The organism is Ralstonia sp. UBA689, assembly GCF_002298975.1.
Taxonomy (GTDB): Bacteria; Pseudomonadota; Gammaproteobacteria; order Burkholderiales; family Burkholderiaceae; genus Ralstonia.
The window spans coordinates 56,141-74,097 of the sequence record NZ_DBMV01000009.1; the positions used below are offsets into that span (position 1 = coordinate 56,141).

Consider the following 17,957-nt stretch of genomic DNA (forward strand, 5'->3'; position numbering starts at 1 on the left):
GGCAGAAAGCTAATTCTTATTTACCGACGGGTCTGCAACAATCAGCAAACGTTCGGATCGGAGCCGGGCACAGAAAGCCTCGAGCGCATCGGCACGCTGTGCGCATGCCCCGGTCAGATCCGTGGATTGTGTGGCATAGTTGGTCCAGTACTGGTGATGAAGCCGACGGACTTGGGTCACCGCTTCGTCGGTCTTGCCCTGCAGAGCGAGCGCCAACGCGTAGCGCTGTACGGTGCCGGAACCAGGGTAGAAATGCACTGCCTCACGCTCCAGCGCGGACATAATCGGTGCCACTCCGTAGGTGATCGCCGCACTGTTTGCGATCGCCAACGTTCCGTACGGAACCAGCAGCAATTGCCCGCTGGCCTGGTAGCGTTGATACGTTGCCTGCCGCGCACCGTCTGGAATGTAGTAAAGGCGCTCAACTGATTTGTAATCGACCCACATGCGAGCGGTCAGCACTACCGTGCCCACCACCACAACCCCAGTCAACAGAGACACCATGCTGCCGGATGGCATGCGCAGTTCGCGCTCGTCCGCGTAACCGAGTGCAAATGCAAAGGGCAGCAAGAAAAATAGGTAATGCAATGGGTACTCAAGCATCGAATGCACACCCATCACCAGAATAATGGTCGCGAGGAAAGCCAACTCCGGCGTCAGGGGCCGTCTCCACGCACCATACAGCAACCACACGAAAGGCAGCGCCACGGCAAGTAATCCGATCGTCCCCACCTTGGCCAGGAGATCCAGCACGATGTTGTGTGCGTTTAACGACATCTCGACGTTGCCGAGCGTATCGGTCTGCACGTACTGGTTCCAGGCATAGTCGCCCCAGCCGCCACCGAGCCACGGATGGGCCAAGAACATGTGCCACGCGTGCTTCCAGAGCAGCAAACGCAGGTTATTGCCCTCGTCCTTGAACCGGTCGCCGAGCGACGAAGGCAGATCAAGGTGCCAGAGCACGTTAGCGTAATCCACCAGCCAATTGCAGACCTGATAGGCCACCGCCAACGCAACGAGCGGCACACAGGCCAACCACCAACGGCGCGCGCCACGCACGTCGGCAGACCAAACCAGCCCTGCGATGCCGCCCACCACACACAGGTGCAACCACGTCACGCGCGAGAACGTCAACGCCATGCCCAGCAAGAACACCAGCGCAGCCATGACCAGCGGTACCCGGCTGCGCCGGTATTTCTGCGCCAACAGCAGGCAGGCAGCCAAGCCAAACGCCAGATACGAGGCCACGTGATTCGGTTGGTTTAGGTTGCCCCACATGCGGCGCCCCGTACCAGCAGGCATCATCGCGACCCATGCCGACGGAAGACCTGGTACACGGAACAGTTGCAGACACTCGATCGCCACCGTCAAGAGCCCACCAATCAAGATGCCCACGGCAATCGCATCGAGGACGCCCGGCATACCCCGGCAACGCGCCCCTAATCCGCAGACGACCGCAGCTCCAAACAAGAACACGATGGCAGCAAAGGAGAAAAACGGATTGAGCGGTGTGGCAACAGCCAGTTGCACAAGCAACACAACAATCAGAGCGAGCGGCGCCAGCGCAATGCTCGGCAGCCCCGTCTTGCTCGCCCACGTCAAACCCAGCACGGACACTCCAAGCACGATCCAGCAAACAGCGGTGACAAACTCGCCATAGAACGTGGGAATGGGATAGGTATGCGGCGCCACCAGAAACGGAATAGACCAACATACTGCAGCGGCAATCCAAAGCGGCAACGATAGCGTGGGGAATCGGGGCATCGGCTACGGGCAAAGACGTGGCGAAACGAAAAGAGCGCCCGAAGGCGCTCTTGCTAGGCGAGCCAGTTTAGCTTACCGGCACTCTGCCGGGGCGTACTTAGTCGGAAGCGAACCCGCCGTAGTATTGGCGGCAGCGGAGGTCACTGCAGCTTGACACACCCACTTGATTTGTCCCGTCGGGGCCGTGCTGACAGTCAACGCTTTCCCACTCGCGCTATCCAAAGGAGAGAGCGTTAGCGTATTCCCGTTGGCGGAAGTAGAAACGTTCGAATTATAGGTAATCGTAATAACGCCAGTGCTCGATGCGATGGCAATCGTATTCACATTCTTGAGAGCATCGGTAGATGTCGGCGGAACGTAGCCTGCCGAAAGATCAGGCGCAGCGTTCGAAGCATTTTCAGCAACCGTGACCTTAGCAGCCGCAGCCAGCGACAAACCTTCCGTCACGCGCGCACGAATAGTGTAGTCCTGGTAAGCCGGAATGGCGATGGCAGCCAGAATACCAACGATCGCAACCACGATCATCAGTTCGATCAGCGTGAAGCCCTTCTGGGCACGCTTGTTGAAACGCATCGACTTCATAAAATCCCCCGGATTGTTTGGTTAAAGATGATGCGAGGGAGATAGAGCACGGACCGTGCCACCCGAAAAACTCCGCATATCGGCCAAAAATTGACGCGATTCGCGTGTTACGCACGCCACAGATTGTCAATTCTTGTCACAAATTGACGAGGTTCGTCAATTTAGCGTCCTCTCGATCACTTTCCGGCGCAGGGCTACGAGGAGTGGCTTATGCCTGGCGCAGCGCCCGTCGGCTTAACCACCACCCTACCGCCACCACGATCAGCGCGCCCAGGCAGCCCAGCACGACGCCAGCACGCGGCACTGCGTGCTCGAACCACACCGCATCCGCCGGGTCCGTGACCAACATGTCGCCAGCCAGATAGCCCAGCAACGCCGCCCCCAGCGTCACGATGATCGGAAACCGCGCCATCACCCCCACCAGCAGCGTGCTGCCAAAAATGATGAGCGGAACCGACAGCCCAAGCCCCAGCACCAGCAGCAGAAACGTCGTGCCCGGCGGCCCCTTCTCCGCTGCGGCGGCCACGGCGACGACGTTGTCGAGCGACATCACCAAATCGGCCATGAGGATGGTCTGAACGGCAGGCCACAGGCCGTCGCGCTGGCGATGCTCGCCGGAGGCATCCTCCTCCGCTTCAGCCTGCAGCTTGATACCGATGTAGACCAGCAGCACCGCGCCGATCGTCTTCAAATACGGCAACGCCAGCAGCTTGACCGCCAGGATGGTCAGCACGATGCGCAGCACGATAGCGCCGGCGCTCCCCCAGAAGATGGCCTGCTTCTGCTGCCGCTGCGGCAGGTGGCGCGCGGCCAGGGCGATGACCACCGCGTTGTCGCCCGACAGCACGACATTGGTCAGGATGATGGAGCCGAGCGCGAACCAGAATGCGCTGGAAGTGAGCGCCATGAATAACATTCCTGTGAATATTCTTGTTAAACAGGGATGAACGGATTAAAGGCTACGGCTTTGCTTATATACAGGTCGTGCATGGCACGCACGCCGCATTGCTCGCGAACCGTCGCCCCCAAACAAAAACGGGAGGCCAGGCCTCCCGTTCTCGCACAACCTCAAACCCTGCCGATTACAGCAGCGACTTCAGCAGTCGGCCCATCTCGGACGGGTTCTTGGTGGTCTTGATGCCGCAGGCTTCCATGATGTCCAGCTTGGCTTGCGCCGTGTCGGCACCGCCCGAGATCAGCGCACCGGCGTGGCCCATGCGCTTGCCCGGAGGCGCGGTCACGCCTGCGATAAAGCCAACCACCGGCTTCTTCATGTTGTCCTTGATCCAGTAGGCCGCGTTGGCTTCGTCCGGACCGCCGATCTCACCGATCATGACCACGGCGTCCGTTTCCGGATCGTCGTTGAACATCTTCATCACGTCGATGTGCTTGAGGCCGTTGATCGGGTCGCCGCCGATGCCGACTGCCGACGATTGGCCCAGGCCCAGCGCGGTGAGCTGGCCCACGGCTTCGTACGTCAGCGTGCCCGAGCGCGACACCACGCCGATGCGGCCCTTGCGGTGGATGTGACCCGGCATGATGCCGATCTTGATTTCGTCCGGCGTGATCAGGCCCGGGCAGTTCGGGCCCAGCAGCAGCGTCTTGCTGCCGGCCTTACGCATCTTGTCCTTGACCATCATCATGTCGCGCACGGGGATGCCTTCGGTGATGCAAACCACTAGGTCCAGTTCAGCTTCGACAGCTTCCCAGATGGCGTCAGCAGCGCCTGCGGGCGGCACATAGATGACCGACACGGTTGCGCCGGTCTGCGCCTTGGCGTCCTTGACGGTTGCGTAGATGGGGATGCCCTCGAAGTCCTCGCCGGCCTTCTTCGGGTTCACGCCTGCCACGAAGGCGTTCTTGCCGTTGGCGTAGTCGCGGCAGCCGCGGGTGTGGAACTGGCCGGTCTTGCCGGTAATCCCCTGGGTGATGACCTTGGTGTCTTTGTTGATCAGAATCGACATGCTTAATCCTCTTTGGCCTGATTGGCAGCAAGCCGCGCCGTTGGTCTCAACGGGCGCCGCTCGCGTTCGCGTATGGTTGGGCGGCGGGCGGCTTACTTGCCAGCGGCAGCGGCCACGACCTTCTGGGCGGCCTCTTCCATCGTGTCGGCGGCGATGATGGGCAGACCCGAGTCGGCCAGCATCTTCTTGCCGAGGTCTTCGTTGGTGCCCTTCATGCGCACGACCAGCGGCACCGACAGCGACACAGCCTTCGCCGCCGCGATCACGCCTTCGGCGATCACGTCGCAACGCATGATGCCGCCGAAGATGTTCACGAGGATGGCCTTCACGTCCGGGTTCTTCAGCATCAGCTTGAAGGCTTCGGTCACCTTCTCGGTGGTGGCACCGCCGCCCACGTCGAGGAAGTTGGCCGGCTCGCCGCCGAACAGCTTGATGGTGTCCATCGTGGCCATGGCCAGGCCGGCGCCGTTCACGAGGCAGCCGATGTTGCCGTCGAGCGAGATGTAGGCCAAGTCGAACTTCGAGGCTTCGATTTCGGCCGGATCTTCTTCATCCAGATCGCGGTAGGCGACGATTTCCGGGTGGCGGAACAGCGCGTTCGAATCGAAGTTGAACTTGGCGTCCAGCGCGATGACCTTGCCGTCGCCGGTCAGGATCAGCGGGTTGATTTCAGCTTGCGAAGCGTCGGTTTCCCAGAATGCCTTGTACAGGCCTTGCAGGGCTTGGCGGGCTTGCGGCACGCTCGCGTCGGGCACACCGATCTTGCGGGCGATGTCGTCAGCCTGGGCGTCTTGCAGGCCGGCTTGCGGATCGATCAGCAGCGTGTGGATCTTTTCCGGGGTGTGGGCAGCGACTTCTTCGATGTCCATGCCGCCTTCGCTCGAGGCCATCAGCGCGACCTGCTGCGACACACGGTCCACCACCAGCGACACGTACAGTTCCTTCTTGATGTCCGCGCCTTCTTCGATCAGCAGACGCTTGACCAGCTTGCCTTCCGGACCGGTCTGGTGCGTCACCAGCGTCATGCCCAGGATGCTGCTGGCGTATTCCTTGACCTGCTCCATGCTCTTGGCAACCTTCACGCCGCCGCCCTTGCCACGGCCACCCGCATGAATCTGCGCCTTCACGACCCACACCGGGCCGCCCAGGGTTTCAGCAGCCTTGATGGCCTCGTCGACCGAGAAGGCCGGAATGCCGCGCGGAACCGGCACATTGTATTTGCGCAGGATTTCCTTGCCTTGGTACTCATGGATATTCATGCGTGTTTCCTTTGCTAGGCAGTGTGAGTGTGATGAATGTTGAAAACGCGAGCGGCGCAGCGTCCGTCAGGACGACGGCTCCGAAAATGGCTCCGATTGCGGCTCGGTAACTGGCGGTAGGATCTTGGCCTCGGGCTTGGTGTGCGATTCAGGTTGTGACTGATAAGCAAACCAGCGGGGGTAATGCTTGCGGACCACCTCGCCCTCAAGGTGCAGGGCATGGCAGCCGTGGAGTTGATAAGGCGGCTTTTCGCCGGACTCGATCGGCCGGTGGTCGTTGGAATTGTCTCGTACCGGAAAGACATCACCCGCGAAGGCCTGGATAGCGGCGGTCGGCAACACGCCGCACAGCTCGGTCAGGTGCGTACAGCCCGCCACGCCGCCGAGTCTCTCACGCGAGGCCTTGCGGAAACCTTTCATCAGGTTCAAGCCGATGAGCTTGCGGTAGGCCGGACCGATCGTGTCGCAATGTGTTGGATACGGCACCCAGTCGGAGCACGCTTCGGCGTCCACGACGTTCATGCGGGTGTCGATGGTCACGCGCAGCCACAGATCGTGCAGCGGCTGACCTTCTGCGCGAACTCCGCCGCTGGCCAGCGGGATATCGCGAGGTTTGGTGTCGGTCAGGCGCGCTTCAATGTCCCACAGACCGTCTTCCCGCAAATAGGCCTCCACCGTGATGGCACGGCGGTGGCGCATGACGCGCGGGACGGGAGCAGACAAAGGCATGGACCAGACAGACCGATAGGACCGATGGAGGCAGGCGCACGCGGATCTCGCGCGCTACCTACGGGACATGCGCAACGGCGAATAGCCTGCTGCACACGAACACAACCGCCCTGCAACCGAAGTAGAGGACGGTATCAAAGCTGTGGATTTTAACACGTCGTCACGACCGGGCCGGGTCGCGTGCTGCAATGCGGTGCCAGAAGGGTTGAACAGCCGCCGGAGGTGCAAACCACCGATTCGCCGCACAGACGGATTGTTTGCGCGAATTGCCACAAGATCGGCGATGTTCAGGCCGATTCGTCACCGTCGCCCAGCAATTCATCCGCCCCGGCGATGATGCGCGACACCACCGACCGGGAAAACCCGCGCGCCATCATGTAGCGCACCTGCTTGGCGCGCTCGGCAAGGTCGGCGGGTGGATGGCCGAAGCGCTTTTCCCACAGAGCCTTGGCCCGCTCGACCTCGGTGGCCTGCAACTGGGCCTTGACCTCGCCCAGCGTCTCCTCACCGAGCTGATGCGTCTTCAACTCCTGCATCAGCCGAGCCGTGCCATAACGGCCAGCGCGGCGGTGCACCACGCTTTCGGCAAAGCGGGTGTTGGACAGCCAGTTTTCGCGCTCCAGCCAATCCAGCAGCGCGTCCACCTCCTCGGCGGATTCGGCGTGCGGGGCCAATTTGCGGCGCAGCTCGGCGCGACTGTGCTCGCGTCGGGACAGGTAGCCCAGCGCGCGCGCCTTCAGCGACAACGGTTGACGCGGCAACGGCATATGATTTCATGCCCCAAAGAAAAACGCCCACCGTTGGGGGACGGCAGGCGTGTCAAGCTCGATAGGACCACCAATCTGTGCTGGTGGCCAACCCAATTACTCTTCCTCAACCTCTTCTTCGGCCGCCACGACGGCGCCCATCGGCGTCACGCCCAGTTGCTCGCGGACCTTGTTTTCGATCTCGCGGGCCAGGTCGGGGTTCTCGCGCAGGTATTCACGGCAGTTGTCGCGGCCCTGGCCGATGCGCTCGCCGCCGTAGCTGTACCAGGCGCCGGACTTCTCGACCACCTTGGCTTCCACGCCCAGGTCGATGATCTCGCCCTCGCGCGACACGCCCTGGCCGTAGAGGATGTCGAAGATGGCCTCGCGGAACGGCGGCGCCACCTTGTTCTTGACGACCTTGACCTTGGTTTCGTTGCCGACCACCTCGTCGCCCCGCTTGATCGAGCCGATGCGGCGGATATCCAGGCGCACCGAGGCGTAGAACTTGAGCGCGTTACCGCCCGTGGTGGTTTCCGGCGAGCCGAACATCACGCCGATCTTCATACGGATCTGGTTGATGAAGATCACCAGGCAGTTGGTGCGCTTGATGGTACCGGTCAGCTTGCGCAGTGCCTGGCTCATCAGGCGGGCCTGCAGGCCGGGCAGCGCGTCGCCCATCTCGCCTTCGATTTCGGCCTTCGGCACCAGGGCGGCCACCGAGTCGATAACGATCAGGTCCACCGAGCCCGAGCGCACCAGCGCGTCGGCAATTTCCAAGGCCTGTTCGCCGGTATCCGGCTGGGAGATCAGCAGGTCCGGCACGTTCACGCCGATCTTGTCAGCGTAGGTCACGTCCAGCGCGTGCTCGGCGTCGATGAAGGCGCAGGTGCCGCCCAGCTTCTGCATCTCGGCTACCACCTGCAGCGTCAGGGTGGTCTTACCGGACGATTCCGGGCCGTAGATCTCGACCACGCGGCCGCGCGGCAGGCCGCCGACGCCCAGGGCCACGTCCAGCCCCAGCGAGCCGGTGGACACCACTTGGACCGGTTCCACCTCGGCATCGCCCATCTTCATGATCGAGCCCTTGCCGAACTGCTTTTCGATCTGCGCGAGCGCGGCAGCCAGCGCCTTCTGCTTTTCCGCGCTCATCGTGGCTGCCTTCTTGCCGTCTTCCATGGTCGTCCTTCGTGCAAATTGGTGTATAAACTGGCCGCAAGGGCTTGCGATTCCAGCGGTTGCCAGCAACAACGGGCCGCAAAGCACGACCCAATTCCATTACTTTAGCGCCGCCAAGACTACAGCACGGCGAATTCGGGATACTGTATAAAAAACCAGTGGTTTTGACAAGTCTCCCGCACTTCGTGTCGCGCAAAAACCATGTAGCGGGCGGGATGGGCAAGCCAGACACCTTGCCCGGCATCGCGGGGAGACACGCATGCGCATCTTGATTGCCGAAGACGACGCCACGCTGGCCGACGGGCTGACCCGTTCGCTGCGCCAGGCCGGTTATGCCGTTGACCAAGCCTCCGACGGGGCCGCCGCCGACGCGGCGCTGTCCGCCCAGACGGCACAAACCTACGACCTGCTCATCCTCGACGTGGGCCTGCCGCGCATGTCGGGGCTGGAGGTGCTCAAGCGCCTGCGCTCTCGCGGAGCGATGCTGCCGGTGCTGATCCTGACCGCCGCCGACAGCGTGGAAGAACGCGTCAAGGGCCTCGACCTGGGCGCCGACGATTACATGGCCAAGCCTTTCGCCCTGTCCGAGCTGGAGGCGCGCGTGCGAGCGCTGGTGCGGCGCGGCGCCGGCGGCGGTGCCACGCTCATCCGCCATGGGCCGCTGGCATTCGATCAGGTCGGGCGCATCGCCTATATCCATGACCAGATGGTGGAGCTGTCGGCGCGCGAGATCGGCCTGCTGGAGATATTGCTCGCCCGCGTGGGCCGGCTGGTGTCGAAGGAACAACTGGTCGACCACCTGTGCGGTTGGGGCGAAGAGGTCAGCAACAACGCCATCGAGGTCTACGTCCATCGCCTGCGCAAGAAGATCGAGGTGGACGGCATCCGCATCGCCACCGTGCGCGGGCTGGGCTATTGCCTGGAGCGCGTCGCCGCACCAACCCAGGCCGCCGCCCATGGGTGACCGGCTGGTCTGGCCGTGGCGCCGCCATCGCGTGCCCCGCGCACCGCTCGCAAGCGCCGCGCCCCAGGCTGATGGCCGCGATGACAGCAGCGACCTCGCCGATACCCTCCCCCACCTTGAAGACGACGCCACCCGGCCTGTCGCGCGCTCGCTCTTTGGCGAGATTCTTGACTGGATGCTCGCGCCGCTGTTGCTGCTCTGGCCGATGAGCATTGCGGTGACGTACCTGGTGGCCAAGTCGATTGCCAATGCGCCGTACGACCGGGCGCTGGAATCGAGCGTCATCGTACTGAGCCAGCAATTGCGCGAGGTGAACGGGCGCGTGACGCTGCAATTGCCGATCTCGGCACGCGAGATCCTGCGCGCGGACGAAACCGACAACATCTACTACCAGGTGCTCGGCACGACCGGCGAGTTCATCTCGGGCGATCGCGACCTGCCGCTGCCGCCCGAGGAAGACACCAACTCCGGCGGTCTCGTACAACTGCGCGACGACCGCATCCATGGCGCAGACATCCGCGTGGCGTATACGTATGTGCAGCAACCCGGCATGGGCGGCGTGAGCGGAGGCAAGCCGGCGCTCGTGCAGGTGGCCGAGACGCTGGACAAGCGCGCGCAACTGGCCAACGAGATCATCAAGGGCGTGATCCTGCCGCAGTTCGTGATCCTGCCGCTGGCCGTGATCCTGGTGTGGTTCGGGCTGACGCGCGGGCTGGCGCCGCTGACCGCCATCCAGCAGCGCATCCGTGCACGCAACCCGGGCGACACCAGCCCCATCGACGAAGGCGCCGCGCCGCAGGAGTTGACGCCGCTGGTCGCCTCGTTCAACGATCTGCTTGGGCGACTGGAGCAATCAGTGCAGACGCAGAAGCGCTTCATTGCGGACGCCGCGCACCAGATGAAGACGCCGCTGGCCGGCCTGCGCATGCAGGCCGAGTTGGCTCAGCGTGAACAATCGCCCGACGAGCTGCGCCGCACGCTCGCGTACATTGCCGACAGTTCGGACCGCACGGCGCATCTGGTCAAGCAGTTGCTGTCGCTGGCGCGCATGGAGAACATGGGCGCGACCGACGGGATGGTGCCGCTGGATATCTGCGCACTGTCACGCCAAGTGGTGGCCGAATGGCTGCCCAAGGCGTGGGCCAAGCACATTGACCTTGGCTTCGAAGAACCCGGCCCGCCGGTCATGACTTCCGGCAACGCGACCATGCTCGCCGAGATGCTCAACAACCTGCTCGACAACGCCATCCGCTACACGCCCGATGGCGGCCACGTGACGGTGCGCGTGACTACCGCGCCGTTCGAGCCCTTCCTCTTCATCGACGTGGACGATACCGGCCCCGGCATCCCCGTGGCAGAGCGCGAACGCGTGATGCAGCGCTTCTACCGCATCCTCGGCACGCAGGTCGAGGGCAGCGGGCTGGGCCTGGCCATCGTGCGCGAGATCGTGCAGCAGCACGGCGGTGACATTGAGGTGCTCGACAACGTCTACCAATCGTCGCCGCGCCTGGCGGGAGCACGCTTTCGCATCACGCTGCATCGCTGCACAGCCAATGGCGAGGCGGCCACGTGAGCATCACGCCGGGCACCCCCGCGCGCCGGCGCTGGATCGCCAACATGCGCTGGATCGCCGCACTGCTGGGCGTGTGGTTTGTGGTGACGTTCGTGGTGGCGTTCTTCGCGCGCGACCTGTCGATGCGCTTCTTCGATTGGTCGTTTGCGTATTGGGTGGCAGGCCAGGGCGCGCCCATCGTCTATGTGCTGATCACGGTGCTGTATGCGTGGCGCACCAACCGCGCCGCCGCGGATGCGGCCTCCCAAGAGGCGGAATCCGCGCAGCTCGACGCACCGAAACAACCGCCACCGCCGTCCATCTGAGGCGCCGCGCCGCGTCAGGCCGCGCCGAGGTGACGCAGTTTCACGAAGGCCAGCGCCGCCATCACCGCATCGTTGAGCGCATCGTGGGCATCCCAGGTTGGCAGATCCAGCTCGGTCATCAGGGTGGCGAAGCGCAGGTCCAGATCGGGGTCACCCTGCTGCCGATAAGGCGGCAGTTGGCGAAACTGGTAGTCGTAGTAAAGGGCTGAGACTTCGATCTGCTGCTGCGGCAGGCCGATGCCCAGCATTGGCGCCAGCACCCGGTTCAGCATCGCCACGTCGAACTCAAGGTAGTAGCCCACCAGCGGCCGGCTACCGATGAAACGCAGCAACGTCAGGATTGCCTGCTCGATCGGCACGCCGTCGGCCAGGTCGCGCTTGCGCAGCCGGTGCACGCAAATGCTCTCCGCACCCACGGTACCCTGCGGCTTGATCAGCAACTCCAGGCGTTCACTGGTCAGGATACGGTTGCCGACAATGCGAACGGCACCAATGGAGATGATCTCGTCTGTGCGCACGTTCAGGCCGGTGGTCTCGCAATCAAGCGCAACCCATTCATCGGGCGGCGGCGGATCGAACAGGAAACGGAACGTCGGATCGCGCAACCTGCGCAACTGGCGCCGCCTTTGCAGTGCCCGAAGCCAATCGGAGAGCAGCGCGGTCATGGCAGCCGACCTGCGCTCACATCCACTCGGTCCGCCAGCGCTGCCGCAGCAGCGCCTTGAACCGTTTGACTGCGCCCAGCGCGTCCTTGAGCAGGTCCCGCTCCAGCGACGACAGGCGCGACACGTGCACATCGCACGACAGCGGCTGATGCGCGTCGATCTCCGCCAGCCCGGCTTTGAGCCGCAGCGCCATCAGGAAGTGCAGGCTCTCGCGCAGCTCGGCGGCCATTTGCGCGTCGAGCGCCTGGGCACGCACCAGCGCATCCAGGCGTGGCACGGTGCCGGTCTCGTCCAGCACATGGTGCGCGAGCGCGAGACTTCGCACGCCGTGGACGATCGGGAAAATACCTTCCTTCTTCACGTCGAGCACCGGGTCGGCCTCCCCCAGGCCGAACAAGCGATCACGCCATCCGGAGGCATGGCCGAAGGCTTCGATGGCCGCGGCAAAGCGGCCCAACACGGCGTCGTTATCGAGTGTGAGATCGAGCAGGGTCCGGCGCAATTGCTTGAGCAGGGAGGCGTCGCCGCACACGGCATGCGCATCGAAGAAGATCGCCAGATGCATCAAGCCTTCCGGGCTTGGCAGGATCAGCCATTCCCGGATGCGTCGCGCGAAGTCGCTCGCGCTCAGGCACCATTCAGGCCGGCTGAGCATGATGCCGCCCGGGCAAGGCGGGTAGCCGAACGCCGCGAGCGCATCGGAGAAATGCGCAACGATGCGCGGCAGATCCGGTGGTGGCACAAAGCCGTCGCGCAGCACTAGGCCGTTGTCCTGATCGGTCTTGAGCAGTTGTTCGCCACGGCCCTCGCTGCCCATGACGAACAGGCAGCTGTTGGCCACCAGTTCCGGCGGCGCGATCATCTGCCAGGCGCGTTCGAACAGGCGCGCGTTGATTTCGCGCACCAGGTTGGCAATGTGGTCCACGCGCGAGCCGCCGCGCAGAAGCAGCGACACCATGCGCGTGATCTGCGACGCCACCTGTGCGAGCGCATCCAGATCCTGGGCCAGGTTGATCTGCACCGTCAGCAAATACGAGTGATTGGCCAGGAAACTGAACACATCCAGCGATTCGAGCAAGCCGAGAATCTCGTCTTCACGCGTCACGACCAGGCGGTGCACTCGATGGCGCAGCATCAGCGTCAGCGCGTCGCCAATCTGCGCAGATGCGGGCACGCTGATAAGCGAGAACTGGCTCATCTGCCCGACCGGCAGGCGATCGAGCGGTGTGCCATGCAGGACAGCACGCTGCAGGGAACTGCGTGTGAAGATACCCAAGCGCGGCGGAACGCTGGTGCGATCGCGCACCAGCACGTTCGACGTGCCGTGGGCCTGGAACAGCCTGACCACGGAGACGACATCCGTGTCGGCATCGACAAAATGCGCGGGCCGGATGAAAGCATCGCTCACGCGCGAGACGGCCAGCGACTGCATCGTCTCCAGGCTCTGCAACTGCGCGATCACACCGAGCTTGCTGCCCAGGTCTGAGAACAGCAATGCGCCAAAGGTTGCGTTGGCGGCAATAAGATCGCGCACCGCCTGGCGCGCAACCTGGTAGGCCACAACCTCCTCGGTGGCGACGAAACGGCTGCTGGCCTTGCCCGCCACCAGGGCTCGCCCATCAAAGCAATCGTCGGGGCCGTAGGTGGCGATCAGTTCCTCGCCGTCGTACTGGGCGACACCGCCTTTGATGATCACGAAGAGGTGCGACGGCGCCGCACCGACATCGAGGATGGTTTCCCCTTCCGGGTAGTAGCCGATATCGACGGCATCCCGCACCAGGCGCTGTTCGTCCTGGCTCAGGCAGTCGAAGGGCCAGACGGAGAAGTTGAAGGCGCTGGGCATGGGGGCCTGGAGGGCAAGCGGCGCGACGCGTCACCCGCCCTCGATCAGCACAACCCGCAGCCGCTCAGTGGCCGGATGCGCCGGCTGCCCCGAGGCCCGTCTCCGAGCGCACCTGCTGTGCGGCAAAGGAGGCCTTCTCGTTCTTGGCGCGGACGCTTGTATCAAGCACCGAGAACAGCCACACGCCCACAAAGCCGATCGTCATCGAGAACAGCGCGGGCGAGGTGTACGGGAACCACGCCGAGCCCTTCGGATAACCCAGCGTCGCTTCCCACACCGACGGCGAAACGATGGTCAGCCCCACCGACGAAATCAGCCCCAGGAACCCGCCGATGACCGCGCCACGCGTGGTGCAGCCCTTCCACAGCATCGAGAGGAACAGCACCGGGAAGTTGGCCGAAGCCGCCACCGCAAACGCCAGCGACACCATGAACGCGATGTTCTGCTTCTCGAACGCGATGCCCAGCAGCACGGCGATAACACCGAGCACCATCGTGGTGATGCGCGACACCTTCAGCTCATCAGCGCTGTTGGCCTTGCCGTTCTTGAAGACGGTGGCGTACAGGTCGTGCGACACCGCCGAGGCACCGGACAGCGTCAGCCCCGCCACCACCGCAAGAATCGTGGCAAAGGCCACGGCCGAGATGAAACCGTAGAACACATCGCCGCCAACCGTCTTGGCCACCAGCACCGCAGCCATGTTGGCTGTGCCTGCACCGCCCTTGATCACGCCCTTGGCCACGTCGGCCAGCTCGGGATTGGTCAACACCAGGGTGATCGCACCAAAACCGATGATGAAGATCAGGATGTAAAAGTAGCCGATCCAGGTGGTGGCCCAGAACACGGATTTGCGTGCTTCCTTGGCATCCGGCACTGTGAAGAAGCGCATCAGGATGTGCGGCAGCCCGGCGGTGCCGAACATCAGCGCCATACCAAAGGAGATGGCCGAGATCGGGTCTTTAATGAAGCCGCCCGGCGACATTACCGACAGCCCGATCTTGGCAGCCTCGTCGGGCGACTTACCGGCGTTTGTTGCGATGGCCGTCTTGACTTGGACCGCTTTGGCAAACAGTGCCTCCAGGCTGAAGCCGTACTGGGCCAGCACCATGATCGCCATGAACGTTACGCCGGCGAGCAGCATGCACGCCTTGATGATCTGCACCCAGGTCGTTGCCGTCATGCCGCCAAACAGCACGTAGACCATCATCAGCGCGCCGACGATGACCACCGCCACCCAGTAGTCCAGGCCGAACAACAGCTTGATGAGCTGGCCGGCGCCCACCATCTGCGCGATCAGGTAGAAGGCCACCACCACCAGCGTGCCGACGGCGGCAAAGCTGCGGATCGGACCTTGCTCGAACCGGTAGCCGGCCACATCGGCAAAGGTGAACTTGCCAAGGTTGCGCAGCCGCTCGGCCATCAGGAATGTAATGACCGGCCAGCCGACCAGGAATCCGATGGAGTAGATCAGCCCGTCATAGCCGGTGGTCATGACGGCCGCCGAAATGCCGAGGAAGGACGCCGCCGACATGTAGTCGCCGGAGATCGCCAGCCCGTTCTGGAAGCCGGTGATGCCGCCGCCCGCCGTATAGAAATCAGCCGCCGAGCGCGTGCGCGAAGCCGCCCACTTGGTGATCCACAGCGTGCCGGCCACGAACAGCGCGAACAGCACGATGGCCGTGGTGTTGGTTTCCTGCTTGGCGGTCTGCCCGACATCGCCACCAGCGGCCAGGGCTGCACCGCAAGCGCCGGCGGCCAGTAGCGCCACCAGCATCATCGAAAGCGTTTTCTTCATTTGGCGACGTCCTTCAGGATGTCCTGCGTCAGTTGATCGTATTCGTTGTTCGCGCGGCGCACGTAGATGCCGGTGATGACGATCGTGAAGACAATCACCGCAATGCCGACCGGCACGCCAACGCTCATCACGCCCGTGCCCACGGGCTTGGCGAGAAACGATTTATCGAATGCAATCAGCGCGATGTAGCCGTAGTACACAACCAGCATCAGCACCGTCAGGAAGAGGCCAAGCGCATTGCGCCGCCGCTTGAGCTCTGCATACTTTGGATGCACCTCGATTTTTCCTACCAATGAATCCTGCATCGCCTGTCTCCTCGTTCTCTCTTGGAATGGGTGCGCCGATTCTCGGTAGCGAAACTGACTGAACTCTTACTCGGCCCCTCTGCAGTGACTTGGCGGAGATAGTGGTTTTCCCTAGCGCAATGGGGCATGCGAAGGCGTGACCGACGAAGTTCGTGTACGAGCAGGCCGCCGTTTCACTCGAGCTTGCGACTCGATCACCCCAGCAACGCTGCAAACGGTGCATCTCTTGTGCGATCGCACATTCGTCGAGCCCCGCATCGCACTCGGGTATTGCGCGTGCAGATCTGTTTTTTGATGATGCGCTGCACTCGCCATCGTGGCCGACCAAATACCACGCACCGTCCGCAGGATGTGCGTCAAGTGCTTGATTTTGTTGGAGTCCTCGCGAGTCGAACGGGTGAACCAAAAAGCACGCGCCTGTCAGAACGCCGTAAGCTTCGCTTCCCACAATCGTTCACAATTCCGCGGGCGATTGCTTTGCGTTGTCATGTCCATGCCCAGCGGGACGACCTACGAAAACAGGAGACAACATGGCAACCGTGCAGAGTGCACCGAATGCGCCCGCCGGGCGCATACAGCCCGCGCCCATGACAAAGGAGGAGAAGAAGGTCATCTTCGCCTCGTCGCTGGGGACGGTGTTCGAGTGGTACGACTTCTATCTCTACGGCTCGCTTGCGGCCATCATCGCCAAGCAGTTCTTCTCTGGCCTGGACCCGACGGCGGCCTTCATCTTTGCACTGCTGGCGTTTGCTGCGGGCTTTCTGGTGCGTCCGTTCGGCGCGCTGGTGTTCGGCCGCCTGGGCGACATGATCGGGCGCAAATACACCTTCCTGATCACCATCGTGATCATGGGCACGTCGACCTTCATCGTCGGCCTGCTGCCCTCATACACCACGATTGGCGTGGCTGCCCCGGTCATCCTGATTGCATTGCGGTTGCTGCAGGGCCTGGCGCTGGGCGGTGAATACGGCGGCGCTGCCACATACGTGGCCGAGCACGCCCCGCATGGGCGTCGTGGCGCCTATACGTCATGGATCCAGACCACCGCCACGCTGGGCCTGTTCCTCTCGCTGATCGTCATCCTGGTGGTGCGCGAACTGACCGGCAAGTCCTTCGACGACTGGGGCTGGCGCATCCCGTTCCTGATGTCGATCCTGCTGCTGGCCACGTCGGTGTACATCCGCCTGTCGATGAGCGAATCGCCGGCGTTCCAGAAGATGAAGGCCGAGGGCAAGACCTCCAAGGCCCCGCTGACCGAAGCCTTCGGCCAATGGCGCAACCTGAAGATCGTGATCCTCGCGCTGCTCGGCCTGACCGCCGGCCAGGCCGTGGTGTGGTACACGGGCCAGTTCTACGCGCTGTTCTTCCTCACGCAGGTGCTGAAGGTGGACGCGTTCACGGCCAACGTATTGATTGCGGTGGCGCTGGCCATCGGCACGCCGTTCTTCGTGTTCTTCGGCTCGCTGTCGGACCGCATCGGCCGCAAGTGGATCATCATGGCCGGCTGCCTGCTGGCGGTGCTGACGTACTTCCCGCTGTTCAAGGCGCTCACGCACTATGCCAACCCAGCGCTGGAGCGCGCGCAGCAAACGGCGCAGATCGTCATCAAGGCCGACCCGAAGGAATGCTCGTTCCAGGGCAGCCCGATCGCGCGGGAAGTGGACTTCCGCTCATCGTGCGACATCGCCAAGCGCACGCTGGCACAGTCATCCGCCAGCTATGAGACGGCCGAAGCCCCGGCCGGCACCATTGCCACGGTGACCATCGCCGGCAAGGAAATCGCCTCACTCAATGCCGGCCGCACGGCCGACGGCCAGAACTTCGACGCCGACAGCAAGACCAAGATCGCCGACTTCAAGAAGCAGGTCGCCGACTCGCTCAAGGCCGCCAACTACCCGACCAAGGCCGATCCGGCGCAGATGAACACGGTCATGGTGCTGGTGATCCTGGTGATCCTGGTGATCTACGTGACCATGGTCTACGGCCCGATTGCGGCGATGCTGGTGGAACTATTCCCGACGCGCATCCGCTACTCGTCGATGTCGCTGCCGTATCACATCGGCAATGGCTGGTTTGGCGGGCTGCTGCCGACCATCTCGTTCGCCCTGGTGGCCCAGAACGGCAATATCTACCACGGCCTGTGGTACCCGATCTGGATCGCAGCCATTACCTTCGTGATCGGTGCGCTGTTCGTGCGCGAAACCAAGGACGTGGATATCTATCAGAATGACTGACCAACGCGATTGACGGAGGGGGTTGACGACCCCTCCGAAGTCGGTATAAT

16 protein-coding genes are annotated in these 17,957 nt (G+C 63.1%); 4 read left to right on the forward strand and 12 right to left on the reverse strand.

Annotated features, from left to right (window positions below; translation table 11 throughout):
• Positions 1-9: 9 nt before the first annotated feature.
• The 8 genes from B4F51_RS04230 to recA form a co-directional block, all read right to left on the reverse strand.
• Positions 10-1,764: a PglL family O-oligosaccharyltransferase gene (locus tag B4F51_RS04230; RefSeq protein WP_296223842.1), complete on the reverse strand. Its 1,755-nt coding sequence runs from the start codon at positions 1,762-1,764 to the stop codon at positions 10-12.
• 72 nt (positions 1,765-1,836) lie between these two features.
• Entirely contained in the window at positions 1,837-2,346 is a 510-nt protein-coding gene (locus B4F51_RS04235) for a pilin (RefSeq protein ID WP_296223843.1), read from the reverse strand.
• A gap of 208 nt (positions 2,347-2,554) precedes the next feature.
• The gene (locus B4F51_RS04240; protein WP_296223844.1) at positions 2,555-3,253 is read right to left on the reverse strand and encodes a TerC family protein; all 699 of its coding nucleotides are present in this window, start codon (positions 3,251-3,253) and stop codon (positions 2,555-2,557) included.
• 175 nt (positions 3,254-3,428) lie between these two features.
• Positions 3,429-4,310 (reverse strand): succinate--CoA ligase subunit alpha, encoded by an 882-nt coding sequence (sucD, locus tag B4F51_RS04245; protein WP_296223845.1) that lies wholly within the window; start codon positions 4,308-4,310, stop codon positions 3,429-3,431.
• Positions 4,311-4,402: 92 nt separating this feature from the next.
• On the reverse strand, positions 4,403-5,569 hold the full coding sequence (gene sucC / locus B4F51_RS04250) for an ADP-forming succinate--CoA ligase subunit beta (protein WP_296223846.1): 1,167 nt from the start codon (positions 5,567-5,569) through the stop codon (positions 4,403-4,405).
• Between the two features lie 66 nt (positions 5,570-5,635).
• The gene (locus B4F51_RS04255) at positions 5,636-6,298 is read right to left on the reverse strand and encodes a DUF2889 domain-containing protein (RefSeq protein WP_296223847.1); all 663 of its coding nucleotides are present in this window, start codon (positions 6,296-6,298) and stop codon (positions 5,636-5,638) included.
• A 287-nt stretch (positions 6,299-6,585) separates the two neighbouring features.
• The gene (gene recX / locus B4F51_RS04260) at positions 6,586-7,065 is read right to left on the reverse strand and encodes a recombination regulator RecX (RefSeq protein WP_296223848.1); all 480 of its coding nucleotides are present in this window, start codon (positions 7,063-7,065) and stop codon (positions 6,586-6,588) included.
• Between the two features lie 96 nt (positions 7,066-7,161).
• Complete coding sequence (gene recA / locus B4F51_RS04265) at positions 7,162-8,223, reverse strand: recombinase RecA (RefSeq protein ID WP_296223849.1); 1,062 nt, start codon at positions 8,221-8,223, stop codon at positions 7,162-7,164.
• Positions 8,224-8,482: 259 nt separating this feature from the next.
• Between recA and B4F51_RS04270 the strand changes: the two genes are divergently transcribed.
• From B4F51_RS04270 to B4F51_RS04280, 3 genes are read left to right on the forward strand one after another with little or no spacing between them, the layout of a single operon-like run.
• Complete coding sequence (locus B4F51_RS04270; protein WP_296223850.1) at positions 8,483-9,187, forward strand: response regulator; 705 nt, start codon at positions 8,483-8,485, stop codon at positions 9,185-9,187.
• A complete protein-coding gene (locus tag B4F51_RS04275) occupies positions 9,180-10,760 on the forward strand; it encodes a sensor histidine kinase (protein ID WP_296223851.1) in 1,581 nt (526 codons plus the stop codon). Before B4F51_RS04270 ends, B4F51_RS04275 begins: the two co-directional genes overlap by 8 nt.
• Positions 10,757-11,065, forward strand: a complete 309-nt coding sequence (locus B4F51_RS04280; protein ID WP_296223852.1) for a sodium/substrate symporter small subunit — start codon at positions 10,757-10,759, stop codon at positions 11,063-11,065. The genes B4F51_RS04275 and B4F51_RS04280 overlap by 4 nt, the downstream gene beginning before the upstream one ends.
• A gap of 14 nt (positions 11,066-11,079) precedes the next feature.
• Here B4F51_RS04280 and B4F51_RS04285 read toward each other — a convergent pair whose 3' ends face one another.
• The 4 genes from B4F51_RS04285 to B4F51_RS04300 form a co-directional block, all read right to left on the reverse strand.
• Positions 11,080-11,730, reverse strand: a complete 651-nt coding sequence (locus B4F51_RS04285) for a 3'-5' exonuclease (protein ID WP_296223853.1) — start codon at positions 11,728-11,730, stop codon at positions 11,080-11,082.
• A 16-nt stretch (positions 11,731-11,746) separates the two neighbouring features.
• The gene (locus B4F51_RS04290; RefSeq protein ID WP_296223854.1) at positions 11,747-13,573 is read right to left on the reverse strand and encodes a DUF294 nucleotidyltransferase-like domain-containing protein; all 1,827 of its coding nucleotides are present in this window, start codon (positions 13,571-13,573) and stop codon (positions 11,747-11,749) included.
• Positions 13,574-13,637: 64 nt separating this feature from the next.
• A complete protein-coding gene (locus B4F51_RS04295; RefSeq protein WP_296223855.1) occupies positions 13,638-15,368 on the reverse strand; it encodes a cation acetate symporter in 1,731 nt (576 codons plus the stop codon).
• Positions 15,365-15,673 (reverse strand): DUF485 domain-containing protein, encoded by a 309-nt coding sequence (locus B4F51_RS04300; RefSeq protein ID WP_296223856.1) that lies wholly within the window; start codon positions 15,671-15,673, stop codon positions 15,365-15,367. Before B4F51_RS04300 ends, B4F51_RS04295 begins: the two co-directional genes overlap by 4 nt.
• 530 nt (positions 15,674-16,203) lie before the next feature.
• Between B4F51_RS04300 and B4F51_RS04305 the strand changes: the two genes are divergently transcribed.
• Positions 16,204-17,907 (forward strand): MFS transporter, encoded by a 1,704-nt coding sequence (locus tag B4F51_RS04305; RefSeq protein WP_296223857.1) that lies wholly within the window; start codon positions 16,204-16,206, stop codon positions 17,905-17,907.
• Positions 17,908-17,957: the final 50 nt, after the last annotated feature.